Origin of the sequence: Pseudomonas sp. NBRC 111123 (genome assembly GCF_001320205.1) — a bacterium.
Classification (GTDB): domain Bacteria; phylum Pseudomonadota; class Gammaproteobacteria; order Pseudomonadales; family Pseudomonadaceae; genus Aquipseudomonas; species Aquipseudomonas putida_J.
Genome location: NZ_BCAZ01000041.1, coordinates 35,747 through 52,850, shown reverse-complemented (window position 1 = coordinate 52,850; position 17,104 = coordinate 35,747). Strand labels below are relative to the sequence as shown.

The following is a 17,104-nucleotide window of genomic DNA, read 5'->3' as shown; positions in this document are numbered from 1 at the left end:
AGCGGGTTTACCCGCGAAGGGGCCGGCACAGGCAACCCACAACCCTAGTTCTGCTACCATGGCGCCCTGCCCGAAAGCGACGAGCGCCAACATGCCCAACCCCCGCCCCACCCTGCCCGAACTGGCCCGCTTCAACCAGCACTTCGCCGAACGCATCGTGCCGCTGTGGCAAGGTCCGGGCTGGAACGCCGACATGGCCCTGCCCTACGAGGCGCTGGACGCCCAGCACCGTCCGTTGCCGGTGCAGCGCTACCGGGCCATGGCCTGTGCCCGTCAGCTTTACCTGTTCAGCAGCCGCATCGAGCAACCGGGCGCGGCCGAGCGGGCGGCGGCGCTGTTCCGCTCGTTGCAGAAGCACTTCCACGATGCCGAGCATGGCGGCTGGTTCTACAGTATCGACGCCCAAGGCAAGCCGCTGGACCGGCGCAAGGACCTCTACACCCACGCCTTCATCGTCTTTGCCTGCGCGCACTACTGGGGCAAGGTCGGCGAAGGCCTGGTGGAAGCCACCCTCAATGCCGCACTGGAAGTGGTGGACGAACAGTTCGCCCGGGATGATGGCTTGTATGAAGCCAGCCTCGGCGAAGACTGGGCCGACCTCGGCAGTGGCCCGCTGCAGAACCCGCAAATGCACCTGGCCGAGGCCTTCCTGCAGGTGCTGGCAGTACGCGAGGACGAGCACGTGCAGCAATCGCTGCTCAAGCTTTGCGAATCGTTGCAGGCGCACTTCATCGAACCGCAGCATGGGCTGATGCTGGAAAAGCCACGGGGCGCTGTGGATAACTGGTTTGAACCAGGGCACCAGTTCGAATGGTTCTACCTGCTGGAGACCTCGCCGTTGCTGCGGGGGATACCGCTGCATGCATCCATTGACCAGGCCTTCGGCTATGCCGAGCTATGCGGGGTGAACAATGCGGCAGTGTTGGCCACGCTCGATGTGGAAGGCAACGTGCTCGATGCGACTCAGCGGATCTGGGCACAGGCAGAATATCTGCGTGCGCTGGTGCTGCGCCCTGGCAATGAGGCGAAGCTGCTGGTGCAGTTGAAGGCGATGGAACAGCAGTTCCTGCATGCAGGTGGCTGGTATGAGTGCCGGGATGGTGAAGGGGCGGTGAGCCGGCACGATATGCCTTCGACGACCCCCTATCACTTGGCAACCTGCCTGGAAGGCTTGCAGCGCCTGGCTTGAGGCATTCCCTGTAGGAGCGGCCTCGCCGGGGCGCCGGCAAGGCCGCCCCTACAATGCTCAGCCCTTGGCCGAACGGTCGATCGAGAACCCTGCCCAGTCCTGGCTCACCGGCATCAGCTCAAGGCTGTTGATGTTGATGTGGGCCGGCTGGTTGAGGATCCAGAAGATGGTCTCGGCGATGTCCTGCGGCTGGATCGGCTCGGCGCCAGCGTAGGTGGCATCGTACTTGGCTTGGTCACCGCCGAAGCGCACCAGCGAGAACTCGCTCTCGCACAGCCCCGGCTCGATGTTGCTCACCCGCACCCCAGTGCCGCGCAGGTCGCAGCGCAGGCTCAGCGAGAACTGGCCGACAAACGCCTTGGTCCCACCATACACGTTGCTGCCCGGGTACGGATAATTGCCCGCCACCGAACCGACGTTGAGGATCGAGGCGCCACGGCCGTGGGCGATCAGGCGCGGCAGCAGCAAGCGAGTGGTGTACATCAGCCCCTTGATGTTGGTGTCGACCATGGTTTCCCAGTCGTCCAGGCTGCAGTTCTGCGCCGCATCCACCCCCAGCGCCAGGCCAGCATTGTTGACCAGGCCACGAATTTTTTCGAAGCCTGCCGGCAGGTTGGAGATGGCCTGCTCCATGGCCTTGCGGTCACGCACGTCGAGCACCAGGCCGTGCACTTCGGTCTTGGCCGACAGTTCGGCGCACAGGGCATCCAGGCGGTCCTTGCGACGACCGGTGAGCACCAGTTTCCAGCCAGCTTCGGCGAAGCGGCGGGCAGTGGCCTCGCCAAAACCGGAAGTCGCGCCAGTGATGAATACGGTGGACGTCATGCTCTGTTCCTCGCGGTAGGTTGTCATCGGCAGGTTTGCAGCATGCCCGCGCCGGGCGCCGGCAGCAAGCCGTTCAGGTCGCTGTTCATTTTTTGTTCATATGCGCCAAACCCTTGTAGCAGAGGGCTCTGCGCCAGCTATGCGCATGTTATCCACAAGGCTTTCCCCACAGATTGGGGGCAACTTGTCCACTGCGCGGAACCCTTTCAGCGCGTTGCGGTCGGTGGATATCTTTGCGGTGATGGCGCAACGCTTTCAAGCATGCTGGCTGCAGCGGTCTGTCCAAGGCTTTCCCACAGACTTATCCACAGGCATCGATGACTCTTCTGCGAAGTGCGCCCTGTGCTGAAAATGCCTGTGAAATCATCCACAAAGGGCTACTGATCAAATTATGACCAGAGCCTTGCAGGCCTCGTAAATAGAGGGATCTAGCGAGGTGCCACCATGTTTTCCACAGGCGGTTCCACATTAATGGTGGAAAAGATTCAGCCTGTGGAAACAAGGGCTTGCGAGGGGATCGTAGCTTGGCTGGAGAAAGATATGCGACAAGTTGTCCACATCGTGAACTGGGGCTGCTTTGCAGCCCCCGATACGATTCAGTGCCCGCCCAAGTACGCGTTCCTGACTTCTTCGTTGACCAACAACTCCTGCCCGGTCCCACTCATGCGGATCTGCCCGTTGACCATCACATACGCCCGGTCCGACAGCTTCAGCGCATGGTTGGCATTCTGCTCCACCAGGAAGATGGTCATCCCGGTCTTGGCCAGTTCACGCAAGGTCGCGAAGATCTGCTTGACCACGATCGGCGCCAGCCCCAGCGATGGTTCGTCCAGCAGCAACAGCTTTGGCCGGCTCATCAAGGCACGGGCAATGGCCAGCATCTGCTGCTCGCCACCGGACATGGTCATGGCCCGCTGGTTACGGCGCTCCTTCAGACGCGGGAACAGTTCGAACATGCGCTGCATGTCTTCAGCGGCGTATTGGTCGCCGATGGGGATGGTCCCCATCATCAGGTTCTCCTCGACGGTCATGTCGGGGAACACCCGGCGCCCTTCCGGCGACTGGGCGATGCCGTTGGAGGCGATGTAGTGCGAGGATTTGCGGGTGATGTCGGTGCCACGGTAGACGATATGCCCCGACGCCGCCCGCGGCTGGCCGAAGATCGACATCAGCAGGGTCGACTTGCCGGCGCCGTTGGCACCGATCAGGCTCACCGTCTCACCCTCGTTGATGTGCATCGAAACCTTTTTCAGCGCCTGGATCGGCCCGTAGAACACGTCCAGGTCCTTCAGTTCGAGAATGGGTGCACTCATACCAGTTCCTCTTCGTCGGCACCCAGGTAGGCGGCGATCACCGTCGGGTTGTGGCGGATTTCCTGCGGCGCGCCTTCGGCAATCACGTTGCCGTGGTCGAGCACGACAATGTGGTCGGAAATGCTCATGACCATGCCCATGTCGTGTTCGATCAGCACCACGGTGATGTCGTGCTCGTCGCGCAGCACGCGGATCATGCCGCTCAGCGCTTCGGTTTCCTGCGGATTGAGGCCGGCCGCCGGTTCGTCCAGGCAGATGATCTTCGGCCGTGTGCACATGGCCCGGGCGATTTCCAGGCGGCGCTGCTGACCGTACGACAGCTCACCGGCCAGGCGGTTGGCGCAGTCGACCAGGTCGACTACCTCAAGCCAGTAGAACGCGTGGTCCAGGGCATCGCTCTCGGCCTTGCGGTAGGCCTTGGTGTTGAGCACCCCGGCCAGCAGGTTGCGGTTGACCCACATGTGCTGGGCCACCAGCAGGTTTTCGACCACCGACATTTCCTTGAACAGGCGAATGTTCTGGAAGGTTCGCGCCAGGCCTGCGCGGTTGACCAGGTGGGTGCCGCCGAACATCTTGTAGTACAGCCGGTTGGCAAAGCGCGCCGGCGATACGAAATCCGTCGCCTGGAAGCGCTCGCCGAGCAGCTGGATAACGTTGGTGTGGCTGCCGCGCACGTTCAGCTCGATGCGCCCGCCGCTGGCCTTGTAGAAGCCAGTCAGGCAGTTGAACACGGTGGTCTTGCCGGCACCGTTGGGGCCGATCAGGGCGAAGATCTGGTTGCGCTTGACCTTCAGGCTGACGTCGCTGAGCGCCTTGATGCCGCCGAACTGCATCATCAGGTTGTCGACCGAGAGAATGATTTCGTCGCTCATGGCGCCACTCCTTTACGCGGGGTCACACCGGTACGGCTGATGCGGATCAGCCCACGCGGTCGCCAGATCATCATCAGCACCATCAACACGCCGAACAGCAGCACGCGGTACTCCGAGAAGCTGCGCAGCAGCTCCGGCGCCACGGTCAGCACGAACGCCGCGATCACGACGCCGACGGTCGAGCCCATGCCGCCGAGCACGACGATGGCGAGGATGAGTGCGGACTCGAAGAAGGTGAACGACGACGGGTTGACGAAGCCCTGGTAGGTGGCGAAGAACACCCCTGCCAGGCCCGCGGTGGAAGCACCCAGGGTGAAGGCCGAGAGTTTGACCAGCACGTGGTTCAGGCCCATCGAGCGGCAGGCGATCTCGTCTTCGCGCAGTGCTTCCCAGGCCCGGCCCACGGGCATGCGGGTCAGCCGGTGCTTGATGTACAGCACCGCCAGCACGACCATGAACAGCACGGCGTAGATGAACACGAACTTGAGGTTGGCGTTGTAGTCGATGCCGAGGAACTCGTGGATCGGCACCCCGCCGTCCTTGGCCCTGCGGCCGAACTCCAGGCCAAAGAAGGTCGGCGACGGCGCCGGCATGCCGTTCGGGCCGCCGGTGAAGGAAAGCCAGTTGTTCAGCACCAGGCGGATGATTTCGCCGAAGCCCAGGGTCACGATCGCCAGGTAGTCACCGTGCATCCGCAACACCGGGAAGCCGAGTATGCACCCCGCCAGCGCCGCGGCAATGGCCGCCAGGGGCAGCACGGTCCAGAAGCCCAGGCCGAGGTACTGGTAGCCCAGCGCCAAGCCATAGGCGCCGATGGCATAGAACGCCACGTAACCCAGGTCGAGCAGGCCGGCCAGGCCGACCACGATGTTCAGGCCCAAGCCCAGCAGCACGTAGATCAGGCCGAGGATGACCACGGTCAGCAGGTACTTGTTGGCGAACACCGGGAACACGATCGCGATCACGATCAGCGCCGGGATGATGTAGCGCAGCCGCGACTTGTAGTTCGGGGCATTGACGTGTACCCCCGACCCGCCGCTGTCGAAGCCTTCGAGCATGCGCCGCCCGGGGCCGGTCTGCACGTACAGGCTGAGCAGGAAGCGCCCGAGCATCACCCCGCCGACCAGCCAGGCCACCCGGCGCGGCTCGGCGTTGAAAGTGTAGCCGTCGAGCACCACGCCGACGATCGGGCCAAACACGATGAGCGCCAGCAGGCCAGCGACGAGGGTCTCGAGCAGGCTGCGCTTGATATCGAAACCTTTGGTTTCAGAGGCAGAGGCAATTTTGGCAATCGACATGTTCACACCTTAGCCACGAGCGGGCGACCCAGCAGGCCTTGTGGGCGGAAGATAAGGATCATCACCAGCAGCGAGAAGCTGAACACGTCCTTGTAGTCGGAGTTGATCAGGCCAGAGAACAGCGACTCGGAAATACCCAGGATGATCCCGCCGAGCATGGCGCCTGGCAGCGAGCCGATGCCGCCCAGTACCGCGGCGGTGAACGCCTTGATACCGATGATGAAGCCTGCGTAGAAGTCGAAGGTGCCGTAGTTCAGGGTGATCAGCACGCCGGCCAGCGCGGCCATCACCGCACCGATGACAAACACGTAGGAGATCACCCGGTCGGTGTTGATGCCGAGGATCGAAGCCATCTTGCGGTCTTGCTGGGTGGCGCGGCACATGCGGCCGAGCTTGGTGTACTTGATCACATAGGTGAGCAGGCCCATGCCGACGAATGCCGCGATCAGGATGAAGATCTTGGTGTAGGTCAGTTGCACGAAGCCGGTGCCGACTTCGATGCGCATGGCGCCTTCGAGCAGGGTTGGCACGCCTTGCTGGCGGGCGCCCTGGCTGATCTGTGCGTAGTTCTGCAAGATCAGCGAGATGCCGATGGCACTGATCAGCGGTGCCAGGCGGGTAGAGTTACGCAGGGGTTTATAGGCGATGCGCTCGATGGTGAAGCCATACACACCCGTGACGACGATGGTGAACAACAGCGTGCCCAGCATCAGCAGGGGGAACGACTCGATACCGAAGTAAGCCAGCAATGCCAGGCTGATCGCCGCGAGGTATGCGGAGATCATGTACACCTCGCCGTGCGCGAAGTTGATCATGCCGATGATGCCATAGACCATTGTGTAGCCGATGGCGATCAGGCCATAGACCGACCCGAGGGTCAGGCCGTTGACCAGTTGCTGCAGGAAAATACCATCCATAACGCAATCTCACCTGGGCGAGACTGCACGAGCGCTGACCACGACAAGCCACGCATGAAGCGGCCCTAGCAGCGCAGAACCGTGCACGTCTCCGAATAAGGACAGGTACCGCAGGGGCAATGGCCCGGACGGGCGTCCGGGCCAGGTGCCGTTATTATTTTTGTTTTTCCAGCTGGTGGTACTTGCCTTGGGCATCCCACTGGTAGACCACATAGTCAGAGACGGTCAGGTCACCCTTGCTGTCCCACTTCTTCTCACCCATGACGGTCTGCACCGGGTTGGCCTTGAGCCACTTGGCAGCATCTTCGCCCTTGTTCGACTTGGCGCCGTTGAAACCGGCGGCCAGGGCCTGGACCGAGGCATAGGCATACAGGGTGTAGCCTTCCGGCTCGGTACCGGCCTTGCGGAACTCTTCCACCACGGCCTTGCTGTCTGGCAGCAGGCGCGGGTCGGCGCCGAAGGTCATGTACACGCCATCGACGTACTGCGCGCCGCCGGCGGTGGATACCAGTTCGTCGGTGACGATGCCGTCATCGGACATGAACTTGACGTCCTTCAGGCCCTGCTCGCGCAGCTGGCGCACCAGCGGGCCGGCTTCCGGGTGCAGGCCCCCGAAGTAGACCACGTCAGCGCCAGCGGCACGGATCTTGGTGACCACGGCGCTGAAGTCTTTCTCGCCACGGGTCAGGCCTTCGTACAGCACCGGCTTGACGCCACGCTTCTCCAGCTGTGCCTTGGTGGCATCGGCCAGGCCTTGGCCGTAGGTGTCCTTGTCGTGCAGCACCGCGACCTTCTTGCCCTTGAGCACGTCGACAATGTAGTTGCCGGCGACGATACCTTGCTGGTCGTCGCGGCCGCACATGCGGAACATGGCGTTCAGGCCACGCTCGGTAACCTGCGGGTTGGTGGAGCCTGGGGTAATGGCGATCACGCCAGCCTCGTCATACACCTCGGAGGCCGGAATGGTGTTGGAGGAGCAGAAGTGGCCGACCACGCCGATCACCTTGTCCTGGTCGACCAGGCGGTTGGCCACGGCCACGGCCTGCTTCGGCTCGCAGGCATCGTCGCCTTTCACCAGGACGATCTTCTCGCCATTCACGCCGCCGGCGGCGTTGATCTTGTCGGCCGCTGCCTGCGCACCTTTCATGTACTGCTCGCCAAACGCTGCGTTAGCCCCGGTCATGGGGCCCGCGACGCCGATCTTGACGTCGGCCTGAACATACGAAGAAACACCCAGTGCCGTAGCTACGGCCAGAGCCAGGAAACCTTTCTTGTAAAACGTCTGCGACATGAGGTGGTGCTCCTAGAGTTTTTTTTTGGTTGGCACTACAACTTCTCAGCCCTGTGCTCAGAGCAAGGGCCGTGCCATCGGTTTTGTCTTCCGGGAAAACACACTGTGAAGGTCGCCACGAGGCGACCGACGGCCTTTTCTTTATTGAGCGTGCAACCGTCTGCCACGCGGCAGGCGCCACCACACGTACAGACAAGGAGCAACCGTCGAGTGCCATCATTGCAACCCTGGCAAGTGTTTACGTGCAACCACCCTGTAACAGTGGACGTCACCGAAGTGCACACCGCTGGTGCGCGACTGCTACAGGCGGCACTGTTTCAAGGCTAGCTGGTGCACGGAAAAACACCTGATTTGGCCATTACGCGGCTTCTGAGGCTGCAGGCTCGGCCGTGAAGAGGCCGGCCCAGACACAACAACGGCAAAAAGACTGGCACAATGTTCACCATTCGCCGTTTCCGGAGCCCCTTTGATGAGCGAGAGCGCATTCGCCGAGCGCATCGTGCACAACCTGCTCGACACCGACTTCTACAAGCTCACCATGATGCAGGGCGTGCTACACAACTACCCAGACGCCGACGTCGAATGGGAATTTCGCTGCCGCAACGGCGAGGACCTGCGCCCCTTTCTTGGCGAAATCCGCCACCAGCTCGACCTGCTTGGCGACCTGACCCTGGATGATGGCCAACCGGCCTTCCTCGAACGGATCAGCTTCCTCAAGCCCGACTTCCTTCGCTTTCTGCGCCTGTTCCGCTTCAACCTGCGCTATGTGCGCATCGGCATCGAGAACGACCAGCTGTTCCTGCGCCTGAAAGGGCCATGGCTGCACGTGATCCTCTTCGAAGTGCCGCTGCTGGCGATCATCAGCGAAGTGCGCAACCGCCACCTGCACCCACGCATGCGCCTGGCCGAGGCCCGCGACCAGCTGTATCGCAAGTTCGACTGGCTGCGCGCCCACGCCAGCGATGACGAACTGGCCGACCTGCAGGTGGCCGATTTCGGCACCCGCCGGCGCTTTTCCAGCCGCGTGCAGGAAGAAGTGGTGCGGGTACTGCGCGACGACTTCCCGGGCCGCTTCGTCGGCACCAGCAACGTCGACCTGGCATGGAAGCTGGATATCAAGCCGCTGGGCACCATGGCCCACGAATGGATCATGGCCCATCAACAACTCGGCCCGCGCCTGATCGACAGCCAGATCGCCGCATTGGACTGCTGGGTCCGCGAGTACCGCGGCCTGCTCGGCATCGCCCTGACTGACTGCATCACCATGGATGCCTTCCTCAACGATTTCGACTTGTACTTCGCCAAGCTGTTCGACGGCCTGCGCCATGACTCTGGCGAGCCGGTGGCCTGGGCGGAAAAGGCCATTGCCCACTACCAGAAGCTCGGTATCGACCCGATGACCAAGACCTTGGTGTTCTCAGATGGCCTGAACCTGACCCGTTCGCTGGAAATATTCCGTGCCCTGCGCGGGCGCATCAACGTCAGTTTCGGCATCGGCACCAACCTCACCTGCGACATCCCGGGTGTGGCGCCGATGAACATCGTGCTTAAAATGACCGACTGCAACGGCTCACCGGTGGCAAAGATCTCGGATGAAGCCGCCAAGACCCAATGCCGCGACGAGAACTTCGTTGCCTACCTGCGTCACGTATTCAAAGTCCCCAGCAAGGAGTAACCCATGCAAGCGGTTCAGCAAGAGATTGCCCAGGCGCTGAAGGTACAGCCGCCGTTCGCCGACGCCGCTGCGCTCCAGGCCGAAGTCGCCCGGCGCGTGGCGTTCATCAAGGACTGCCTGGCCAATGCCCGGCTCAAGACCCTGGTGCTGGGCATCAGCGGCGGCGTCGACTCGCTGACCGCCGCCCTGCTCGCCCAGCGCGCCGTCAGCGAACTGCGCGCCGAAACTGGCGACAAGGCCTATACCTTCATCGCCGTGCGCCTGCCCTACCAGGTGCAGCATGACGAGCACGACGCGCAGGCCTGCCTGGAAGTGATCAAGGCCGATGAAGTGCACACGGTGGATATCGCCCCGGCAGTGCGGGCATTGGCGGCTGAAGTGGTGGAGCTGAAGAATGGCTCGCCGACTCTGGTGGACTTCGTCGTCGGCAACGTCAAGGCGCGCACGCGCATGGTTGCTCAATACACCATCGCCGGTGCCCGTGCGGGCCTGGTGATCGGGACCGACCACGCTGCCGAGGCGGTGATGGGCTTCTTTACCAAGTTTGGCGATGGTGCCTGCGACCTGGCGCCGCTGAGCGGGCTGGTGAAAAACCAGGTGCGGGCGATTGCGCGCAGCTTTGGTGCGCCAGAATCGCTGGTAGAGAAGGTGCCGACTGCAGACCTTGAAGACCTGGCGCCGGGCAAGCCGGACGAGGCCTCCCATGGCGTGACCTACCAGCAGATCGATGCCTTCCTGCATGGGCTGCCGGTGGATCAGGAAGCGTTCGACATCATCGTCGCCACCTACCGCAAGACCCAGCACAAGCGCGAACTGCCGTTCGCTCCGTGAAAACAACCGGGGCCGCTATGCGGCCCCGGTCTTCACTGCATGCTTACTTGAGTGTGACAGTGCCTTTCATCATCGAGATGTGGCCAGGGAACGAGCAGAAGAAGCCGTACTTCTGATCAGCCGCCAGCTTGGACACATCGAACGTCAGTTTGTCTGTCTCGCCAGCACCAATGATTTTGGTGTGCGCGATCACACGCTCATCACCGTCCTTCAGGTAGTTCTTCTCGATCCCTGCGGCCAGACCGTCGGTAGCGATCGGCTGCATGTCAGCTTCCTTGCTGATGACCACGTTGTGGCCCATGACGTTCTTCGGCAGGCTGCCGGAGTGAGTCAGGTTGACGGTGAATTCCTTGCAGCTCTTGTCGACGACGATGTCCTTGGTGTTGAAGGACATCTGGTCGGTGGAGTCGACAGTCACCGAGCACTCGGCGGCGAAGACGGAGGCGCTGGCGAGGGTCAGCAGGGATACCGCTACAGCTTTCGCAAACATCATGAATCTCCTTGGCAGGGTTTTATCAATTGCGAGACTGCCTGAAACCGTTCAGCCCCCAGCTGATATGGGTCAAGGGGGTGTCAAGTGGCCAGTCAGTAGAATTGTTCAATGGATTGTATACAACCAATCTAAGGGCACATCATGCCCTTTTAATAGACGATGGGACAACCTCTCATTTAGGAGCTATCGCAATGTCCCTTTCAAGTTTCATGAATAGCCTGCTCGCCGCCTACGCCCAAGGGGCCACGGGCGCCAGCTGCGAGTTCTCCCGCCCGGAATGAAACCGGCATTGGAGACGATAGACAATTCGCTTTACCCTGTCAGCGATATGACTGGAGAAGCACGATGTCTGTACGTTCCGTTTGTGTGTTCTGTGGTGCCAGCATCGGCGCCAACCCCGCCTACCGTGAAGCGGCCGTTGCGCTTGGCCAAGCCATTGCCCGCCGCGGCCTGACCCTGGTCTACGGCGGTGGCGCAGTCGGCCTGATGGGCACTGTCGCCGATGCGGCCATGGCTGCCGGCGGCGAAGTGATCGGGATCATTCCCGAAAGCCTGATGAATGCTGAAATCGGCCACAAAGGCCTGAGCCGTTTGGAAGTGGTAGACGGCATGCATGCGCGTAAGGCGCGCATGGCTGAACTGAGCGACGCATTCATCGCCCTGCCGGGCGGGCTAGGTACGCTGGAGGAGCTGTTCGAGGTATGGACCTGGGGGCAACTGGGCTATCACGCCAAGCCGCTGGGGCTGCTCGATGTGAATGGGTTTTACGAGAAGCTCGGCGGGTTCCTCGACCATATCGTCGAAGAAGGCTTCGTGCGGCCGCAGCATCGGGCCATGTTGCTGCTGGCGCAGCAGGCGGATGAACTGCTGGACGGGATGGAGCGCTTCGAGTCCCCGGTGGTGCCGAAGTGGGTCGACAAGCAGCCTGATTGAAGGCTGAAATCTTGGGACCGCTTTGCGGTCCCAAATTGGATCAATCAGCGCGGGATTACGGGCTGGCGCGGCTTCTTGCCCTTGCCGCCCGCCCCCTTGGCCGCTTCCTTGCGCTCCTTGGCCGCCTGCTGGTTGCGGGCAAACGCCTCCGCCTTGGCCTTCTCGCGCTTGTCCCACGGCTTGCTGCCATCACTGCCACGCGGCGGCAGGCCGGTGTGCTGGGTCAGGATCTTCTGGTCCTTGCCCACCTTGTGGCTGCCAGCCGGGGTCGAGTTCTTGCGGCGCGCGCTCTGATAGCTGTCGGTCTGCGGCTGGTGCAGCGGGATCAACTGGTGCTTGCCTGGCCCGATCAGGTCGGCACGGCCCATGCGCTGCAGGGCTTCACGCAGCATCGGCCAGCCTTTCGGATCGTGATAGCGCAGGAACGCCTTGTGCAGGCGGCGCTGCTCTTCGCTCTTGACGATCTCCACCCCTTCGCTCTTGTACGTGACCTTACGCAGCGGGTTCTTGCCCGAGTGGTACATGGCCGTGGCCGAGGCCATCGGCGACGGGTAGAACGCCTGCACCTGGTCGGCACGGAAGCCGTTGCCCTTGAGCCAAAGGGCCAGGTTCATCATGTCTTCATCGGTGGTGCCCGGGTGCGCAGCGATGAAGTACGGGATCAGGTACTGCTCTTTGCCCGCCTCTTTCGAGAACTTCTCGAACATGCGCTTGAAGCGGTCGTAGGTGCCGATGCCCGGCTTCATCATCTTGTCCAACGGGCCACGCTCGGTGTGCTCCGGGGCAATCTTCAGGTAGCCGCCAACGTGATGGGTGACCAACTCCTTGACGTACTCCGGCGATTCCACCGCCAGGTCGTAGCGCAGGCCCGAAGCGATCAGGATCTTCTTAACCCCCGGCAAGGCGCGTGCCTTGCGGTACAGCTCGATCAACGAGCTGTGGTCGGTGTTAAGGTTCTCGCAGATACCCGGGAACACGCACGACGGCTTGCGGCAGTGCTTCTCGATGTCGTGGCTCTTGCAGGCAATGCGGTACATGTTGGCGGTTGGCCCGCCAAGGTCGGAGACCACGCCGGTGAAGCCCGGCACCTTGTCACGCATCTCCTCGATCTCATTCAGGATCGACTCGTGGGAGCGGTTCTGGATGATGCGGCCTTCGTGCTCGGTGATCGAGCAGAAGGTGCAGCCACCGAAGCAGCCGCGCATGATATTGACCGAGAAGCGGATCATCTCGTAGGCCGGAATGCGCTCCTTGCCATAGGCCGGGTGCGGCACACGGGCGTAGGGCATGCCGAACACGTAGTCCATTTCTTCGGTGGTCATGGGAATGGGTGGCGGGTTGAACCACACATCCACTTCGCCGTGCTTCTGCACCAGGGCGCGGGCGTTGCCCGGGTTGGTCTCCAGGTGCAGCACGCGGTTGGCGTGGGCATAGAGCACCGGGTCGTTACGCACCTTTTCGAACGATGGCAGGCGGATCACCGACTTTTCCCGGGTCACGCTCGGGCTGTCGAGGATCTGCACCACCTTGGCTTCGTTCGGGTCTTCCTGGTCGCCCTTGGCCTGCTCGATGGCGCAAGCCTGGGTGTCCTGAGTGTTCACGTACGGGTTGATGATCTTGTCGACGCGGCCCGGGCGGTCGATGCGGGTAGAGTCGATCTCATACCAGCCCTGCGGCGTGTCACGGCGCACGAACGCGGTACCGCGCACGTCGGTGATCTGCTCGATGCTTTCTCCCTGCGACAGGCGCTGGGCCACTTCGACGATGGCCCGTTCGGCGTTGCCGTACAGCAGGATATCGGCGCTGGCATCGATCAGGATCGAATGACGGACCTTGTCCTGCCAGTAGTCATAGTGGGCGATACGACGCAGCGAAGCCTCGATGCCGCCAAGCACGATAGGTACGTGCTTGTAGGCTTCCTTGCAGCGCTGGCTGTACACCAGGCTGGCGCGGTCCGGGCGCTTGCCCGCCAGGCCACCCGGGGTGTAAGCGTCGTCGGAACGGATCTTCTTGTCCGCGGTGTAGCGGTTGATCATCGAGTCCATGTTGCCGGCCGCGACGCCGAAGAACAGGTTCGGCTCGCCCAGTTTCATGAAGTCGTCTTTGGACTGCCAGTTCGGCTGGGCAATGATGCCCACGCGGAAGCCCTGGGCTTCCAGCAGGCGGCCGATGATGGCCATGCCGAACGACGCGTGGTCGACGTAGGCATCACCGGTCACGATGATGATGTCGCAGGAATCCCAGCCGAGCTGATCCATCTCCTCCCTGCTCATCGGCAGGAATGGTGCTGGCCCGAAGCATTCGGCCCAGTACTTGGGATAGTCGTAGAGTGGTTTGGCTGCTTGCATGTCAGTGACCGGTTCTGGTGTGCAGGGAAATCGCGGGCGCGGAATATAGCACAAATTTTGACCAAATCCGACCTTGATCATCGGCTTTGTCAACCAACCAGACAAGCGCGGCAATCGCCACACCTACCATTTTTGCCAGTAACCATAAAGGAGAGTTGTACATAGAATCGGCGCAGAACAGGACATCTCCCGCTCTGCACGCAGTCACAGGGATATCTCATGATCATCGCAACTGACTTCTTCAATTCACCATTGCTCATCCTGGACCAGGGACAGCCCGACCATCTGGCCTTCACACCTTACGGCCACTCGACGCAGTCACGAACAAGTACAGGTTTCAAAGGTGAGCTTAGAGATGAAAGCAGCGGCCAATACCTCCTGGGTAACGGATACCGGGCTTACAACCCGGTCATCATGCGCTTCAATAGCCCGGACAGCATGAGCCCCTTTTCCGAAGGCGGCTTTCACACCTATACGCTGGGCAGCAATGATCCGGTCAATGGCCATGATCCAACAGGGCACTCCTTCATCACCATGCTTGACAAGGTGTTCGGATCACTTGAGAGAAGCCTAGAGAGGCTTCAGCGAAAAAAAACCTATAGTGGCCCCATCGTCTGGAAATCAGACGGAATCTTGGCGTTCGAAGGCCCACAACGTGCAGACGGAAAACTACCCACGCTGTATATCGATGCTCACGGCAAACCGGGGTTCATCCGGGGCGAGGAGCGGTTCATTCAGAACGGACAGGGCGACGCCTATAGGGCTTATACAGCCTCTGATCTCTACAACAGCCTGGTAGGTGGCGGCATAGATATGCGCAACAGGCAAACGCACATTCTTGCGTGCCAATCGAGCGTACCAAATTTCGAGCGCGGAAACTCCTTCGCAGGTGAAATGGCCAGCCTGACCAAAGCTCAATCTTCAGGATATGAAGGAGCCATCACGCTCTCAGAACAGATCATCGGCAATGACTTCATCGCACATATGATCAGAGCCAGCATCTTCGACGACAACATTTCCGTCAAAACCCGGCAGGGAAGGATCAGAAACCCCCATAAACTCCGGAAAACAGGCCCCGGTGGGAGGCATTGGTAAACAGGTCGATCTTGTTAATCCGTCTCGGAACGGTGAAAACGGCTGTAATGGCGGCCGGTGTCATTCGTCGTCGTCGAAGTTGTACATCCCCGGCGCAAGGTTCTCAAAGCGGGTGTACTTGCCGATGAACGCCAGGCGCACGAAGCCGATGGGGCCGTTACGCTGCTTGCCGATGATGATTTCCGCCACGCCCTTGTGCTCGGTCTCGGGGTGATACACCTCGTCGCGGTACACAAACATGATGACGTCGGCGTCCTGCTCGATTGCACCGGACTCACGCAAGTCGGAGTTCACCGGGCGTTTGTTCGGGCGCTGTTCCAGGGAGCGGTTCAGCTGCGACAGCGCGATCACTGGGCAGTTGAACTCCTTGGCCAGGGCCTTGAGGGAACGGGAGATCTCGGAAATCTCGTTGGTCCGGTTGTCACCGGACGAACCCGGGATCTGCATAAGCTGCAGGTAGTCGACCATGATCATGGCGATGTCACCGTGCTCACGGGCCAGGCGGCGGGTACGCGCACGCATTTCCGAGGGGCTGATGCCGGCGGTATCGTCGATGAACAGCTTGCGATCGTTAAGCAGGTTCACCGCCGAGGTCAGGCGCGGCCAGTCATCATCATCGAGCTGACCGGAACGCACCTTGGTCTGGTCTATGCGGCCCAGCGACGAGAGCATACGCATGATCAGCGATTCACCTGGCATCTCGAGGGAGAACACCAGCACTGCCTTGTCGGTACGCAGTACGGCGTTTTCCACCAGGTTCATGGCGAAGGTGGTCTTACCCATCGACGGACGGCCGGCGACGATGATCAGGTCGGCCGGCTGCAAGCCGCTGGTCTTCTCATCCAGGTCGGTGAAGCCGGTGGACACGCCGGTGATGTCGCTGTCGGAGTTGAACAGCGTATCGATGCGGTCGATGGCCATGGTCAAGAGTTCGTTGACACCCACCGGGCCACCCGTTTTAGGCCGCGCTTCGGCGATCTGGAAGATCTGCCGTTCGGCATCGTCGAGGATTTCCTCGGCATTGCGCCCCTGCGGGTTGAAGGCGTTGTCGGCGATGTCGGTACTGATGCTGATCAGTTGGCGCAACGTCGCCCGCTCGCGAATGATCGCGGCGTAGGCCTTGATGTTGGCCACCGACGGGGTGTTCTTGGCCAGTTCGGCCAGGTATGCCAGGCCGCCAACCTGAGATGACAGGCCTTCCTTGTCCAGTTGCTCGTGCAGGGTCACCACGTCGAATGGCTGGTTGGCGTCGGCCAACTTGTGCACGGCACGGAAGATCAGGCGGTGGTCATGCCGGTAGAAATCGCCATCCGACACCTGGTCGAGCACCCGCTCCCAGGCGTTGTTGTCCAGCATCAGGCCACCGAGCACGGCCTGTTCGGCCTCGATGGAATGCGGCGGCACCTTCAGGGCTGCGGTTTGCAGGTCGAGCTGTTCGGAGTTGGTGATCTCGTTCATGGCCACGAAAGAATTCTGGAGGATGAAAAAGACAAAGGGCACGGCCTGAATGAACAGGACCGTGCCCGATGTTAACCGGCTATCCCGCGAGGGACCACCGGTCAGCGCAGCTTAGGCAGCTACGACGACCACACGTACGGTGGCTTCAACGTCGCTGTGCAGGTGCACGGCTACGTCGTATTCGCCAACTTGACGGATGGTGCCGTTCGGCAGACGAACTTCAGCTTTGGCCACTTCAACGCCGGAGGCGGTGAGGGCGTCAGCGATGTCGTGGGTGCCGATCGAACCGAACAGCTTGCCTTCGTCGCCAGCGGTGGCAGTGATGGTCACTTCCAGCTCGGCCAGTTGGGCAGCACGGCTTTCAGCCGAAGCTTTACGGTCAGCAGCTGCTTTTTCCAGCTCGGCGCGACGCTCTTCGAACGCAGCCAGGTTGGCGGCGTTGGCAACGGTGGCCTTGCCGAATGGCAGCAGGAAGTTACGGCCGTAACCAGCCTTAACTTTAACTTTGTCGCCCAGGTTGCCCAGGTTAGCGACTTTTTCCAGCAGGATCAGTTCCATTTGGTAAA

General features: G+C 61.3%; 15 protein-coding genes. 5 read left to right on the top strand and 10 right to left on the bottom strand.

All coding sequences use genetic code 11. From position 1 onward, the window contains the following. The first annotated feature begins 91 nt into the window (after positions 1-91). Positions 92-1,189 carry an AGE family epimerase/isomerase gene (locus tag APH27_RS19485; RefSeq protein ID WP_060485672.1) on the top strand — a complete coding sequence of 366 codons (1,098 nt, stop codon included), beginning with the start codon at positions 92-94 and terminating at the stop codon, positions 1,187-1,189. Positions 1,190-1,246: 57 nt separating this feature from the next. On the opposite strand, the gene APH27_RS19480 is transcribed toward APH27_RS19485, so the two are convergent. The 6 genes from APH27_RS19480 to APH27_RS19455 form a co-directional block, all read right to left on the bottom strand. Then, complete coding sequence (locus APH27_RS19480; protein WP_027920770.1) at positions 1,247-2,014, bottom strand: SDR family oxidoreductase; 768 nt, start codon at positions 2,012-2,014, stop codon at positions 1,247-1,249. Positions 2,015-2,610: 596 nt separating this feature from the next. Further along, positions 2,611-3,327 carry an ABC transporter ATP-binding protein gene (locus APH27_RS19475; RefSeq protein ID WP_027920769.1) on the bottom strand — a complete coding sequence of 239 codons (717 nt, stop codon included), beginning with the start codon at positions 3,325-3,327 and terminating at the stop codon, positions 2,611-2,613. Beyond that, positions 3,324-4,199 carry an ATP-binding cassette domain-containing protein gene (locus APH27_RS19470; RefSeq protein ID WP_027920768.1) on the bottom strand — a complete coding sequence of 292 codons (876 nt, stop codon included), beginning with the start codon at positions 4,197-4,199 and terminating at the stop codon, positions 3,324-3,326. Before APH27_RS19470 ends, APH27_RS19475 begins: the two co-directional genes overlap by 4 nt. After that, complete coding sequence (gene livM, locus APH27_RS19465; RefSeq protein WP_027920767.1) at positions 4,196-5,497, bottom strand: high-affinity branched-chain amino acid ABC transporter permease LivM; 1,302 nt, start codon at positions 5,495-5,497, stop codon at positions 4,196-4,198. Before livM ends, APH27_RS19470 begins: the two co-directional genes overlap by 4 nt. 2 nt (positions 5,498-5,499) lie before the next feature. Further along, positions 5,500-6,414: a branched-chain amino acid ABC transporter permease gene (locus APH27_RS19460; protein ID WP_027920766.1), complete on the bottom strand. Its 915-nt coding sequence runs from the start codon at positions 6,412-6,414 to the stop codon at positions 5,500-5,502. Between the two features lie 154 nt (positions 6,415-6,568). After that, on the bottom strand, positions 6,569-7,705 hold the full coding sequence (locus APH27_RS19455; RefSeq protein WP_027920765.1) for a branched-chain amino acid ABC transporter substrate-binding protein: 1,137 nt from the start codon (positions 7,703-7,705) through the stop codon (positions 6,569-6,571). A gap of 469 nt (positions 7,706-8,174) precedes the next feature. On the opposite strand from APH27_RS19455, the gene pncB reads away from it, so the two are divergent. Further along, positions 8,175-9,380 (top strand): nicotinate phosphoribosyltransferase, encoded by a 1,206-nt coding sequence (gene pncB, locus APH27_RS19450; protein ID WP_060485671.1) that lies wholly within the window; start codon positions 8,175-8,177, stop codon positions 9,378-9,380. Between the two features lie 3 nt (positions 9,381-9,383). After that, a complete protein-coding gene (nadE, locus tag APH27_RS19445; RefSeq protein ID WP_027920763.1) occupies positions 9,384-10,211 on the top strand; it encodes an ammonia-dependent NAD(+) synthetase in 828 nt (275 codons plus the stop codon). 43 nt (positions 10,212-10,254) lie between these two features. On the opposite strand, the gene azu is transcribed toward nadE, so the two are convergent. Continuing rightward, positions 10,255-10,701, bottom strand: coding sequence for an azurin (azu, locus tag APH27_RS19440; RefSeq protein ID WP_060485670.1), 447 nt, complete (start codon positions 10,699-10,701; stop codon positions 10,255-10,257). A gap of 348 nt (positions 10,702-11,049) precedes the next feature. Here azu and APH27_RS19435 point away from each other — a divergent pair, with 348 nt between their 5' ends. Next, the gene (locus tag APH27_RS19435; protein ID WP_060485669.1) at positions 11,050-11,637 is read left to right on the top strand and encodes a TIGR00730 family Rossman fold protein; all 588 of its coding nucleotides are present in this window, start codon (positions 11,050-11,052) and stop codon (positions 11,635-11,637) included. Between the two features lie 44 nt (positions 11,638-11,681). Here APH27_RS19435 and APH27_RS19430 read toward each other — a convergent pair whose 3' ends face one another. Continuing rightward, positions 11,682-13,985 carry a YgiQ family radical SAM protein gene (locus tag APH27_RS19430; RefSeq protein ID WP_027920760.1) on the bottom strand — a complete coding sequence of 768 codons (2,304 nt, stop codon included), beginning with the start codon at positions 13,983-13,985 and terminating at the stop codon, positions 11,682-11,684. 219 nt (positions 13,986-14,204) lie between these two features. Between APH27_RS19430 and APH27_RS19425 the strand changes: the two genes are divergently transcribed. Continuing rightward, the gene (locus tag APH27_RS19425) at positions 14,205-15,080 is read left to right on the top strand and encodes an RHS repeat-associated core domain-containing protein (protein WP_060485668.1); all 876 of its coding nucleotides are present in this window, start codon (positions 14,205-14,207) and stop codon (positions 15,078-15,080) included. A gap of 60 nt (positions 15,081-15,140) precedes the next feature. On the opposite strand, the gene dnaB is transcribed toward APH27_RS19425, so the two are convergent. Both dnaB and rplI read right to left on the bottom strand, forming a co-directional pair. Further along, on the bottom strand, positions 15,141-16,538 hold the full coding sequence (gene dnaB / locus APH27_RS19420) for a replicative DNA helicase (protein WP_060485667.1): 1,398 nt from the start codon (positions 16,536-16,538) through the stop codon (positions 15,141-15,143). Positions 16,539-16,649: 111 nt separating this feature from the next. Beyond that, positions 16,650-17,096 (bottom strand): 50S ribosomal protein L9, encoded by a 447-nt coding sequence (gene rplI / locus APH27_RS19415; RefSeq protein WP_008101037.1) that lies wholly within the window; start codon positions 17,094-17,096, stop codon positions 16,650-16,652. Positions 17,097-17,104: the final 8 nt, after the last annotated feature.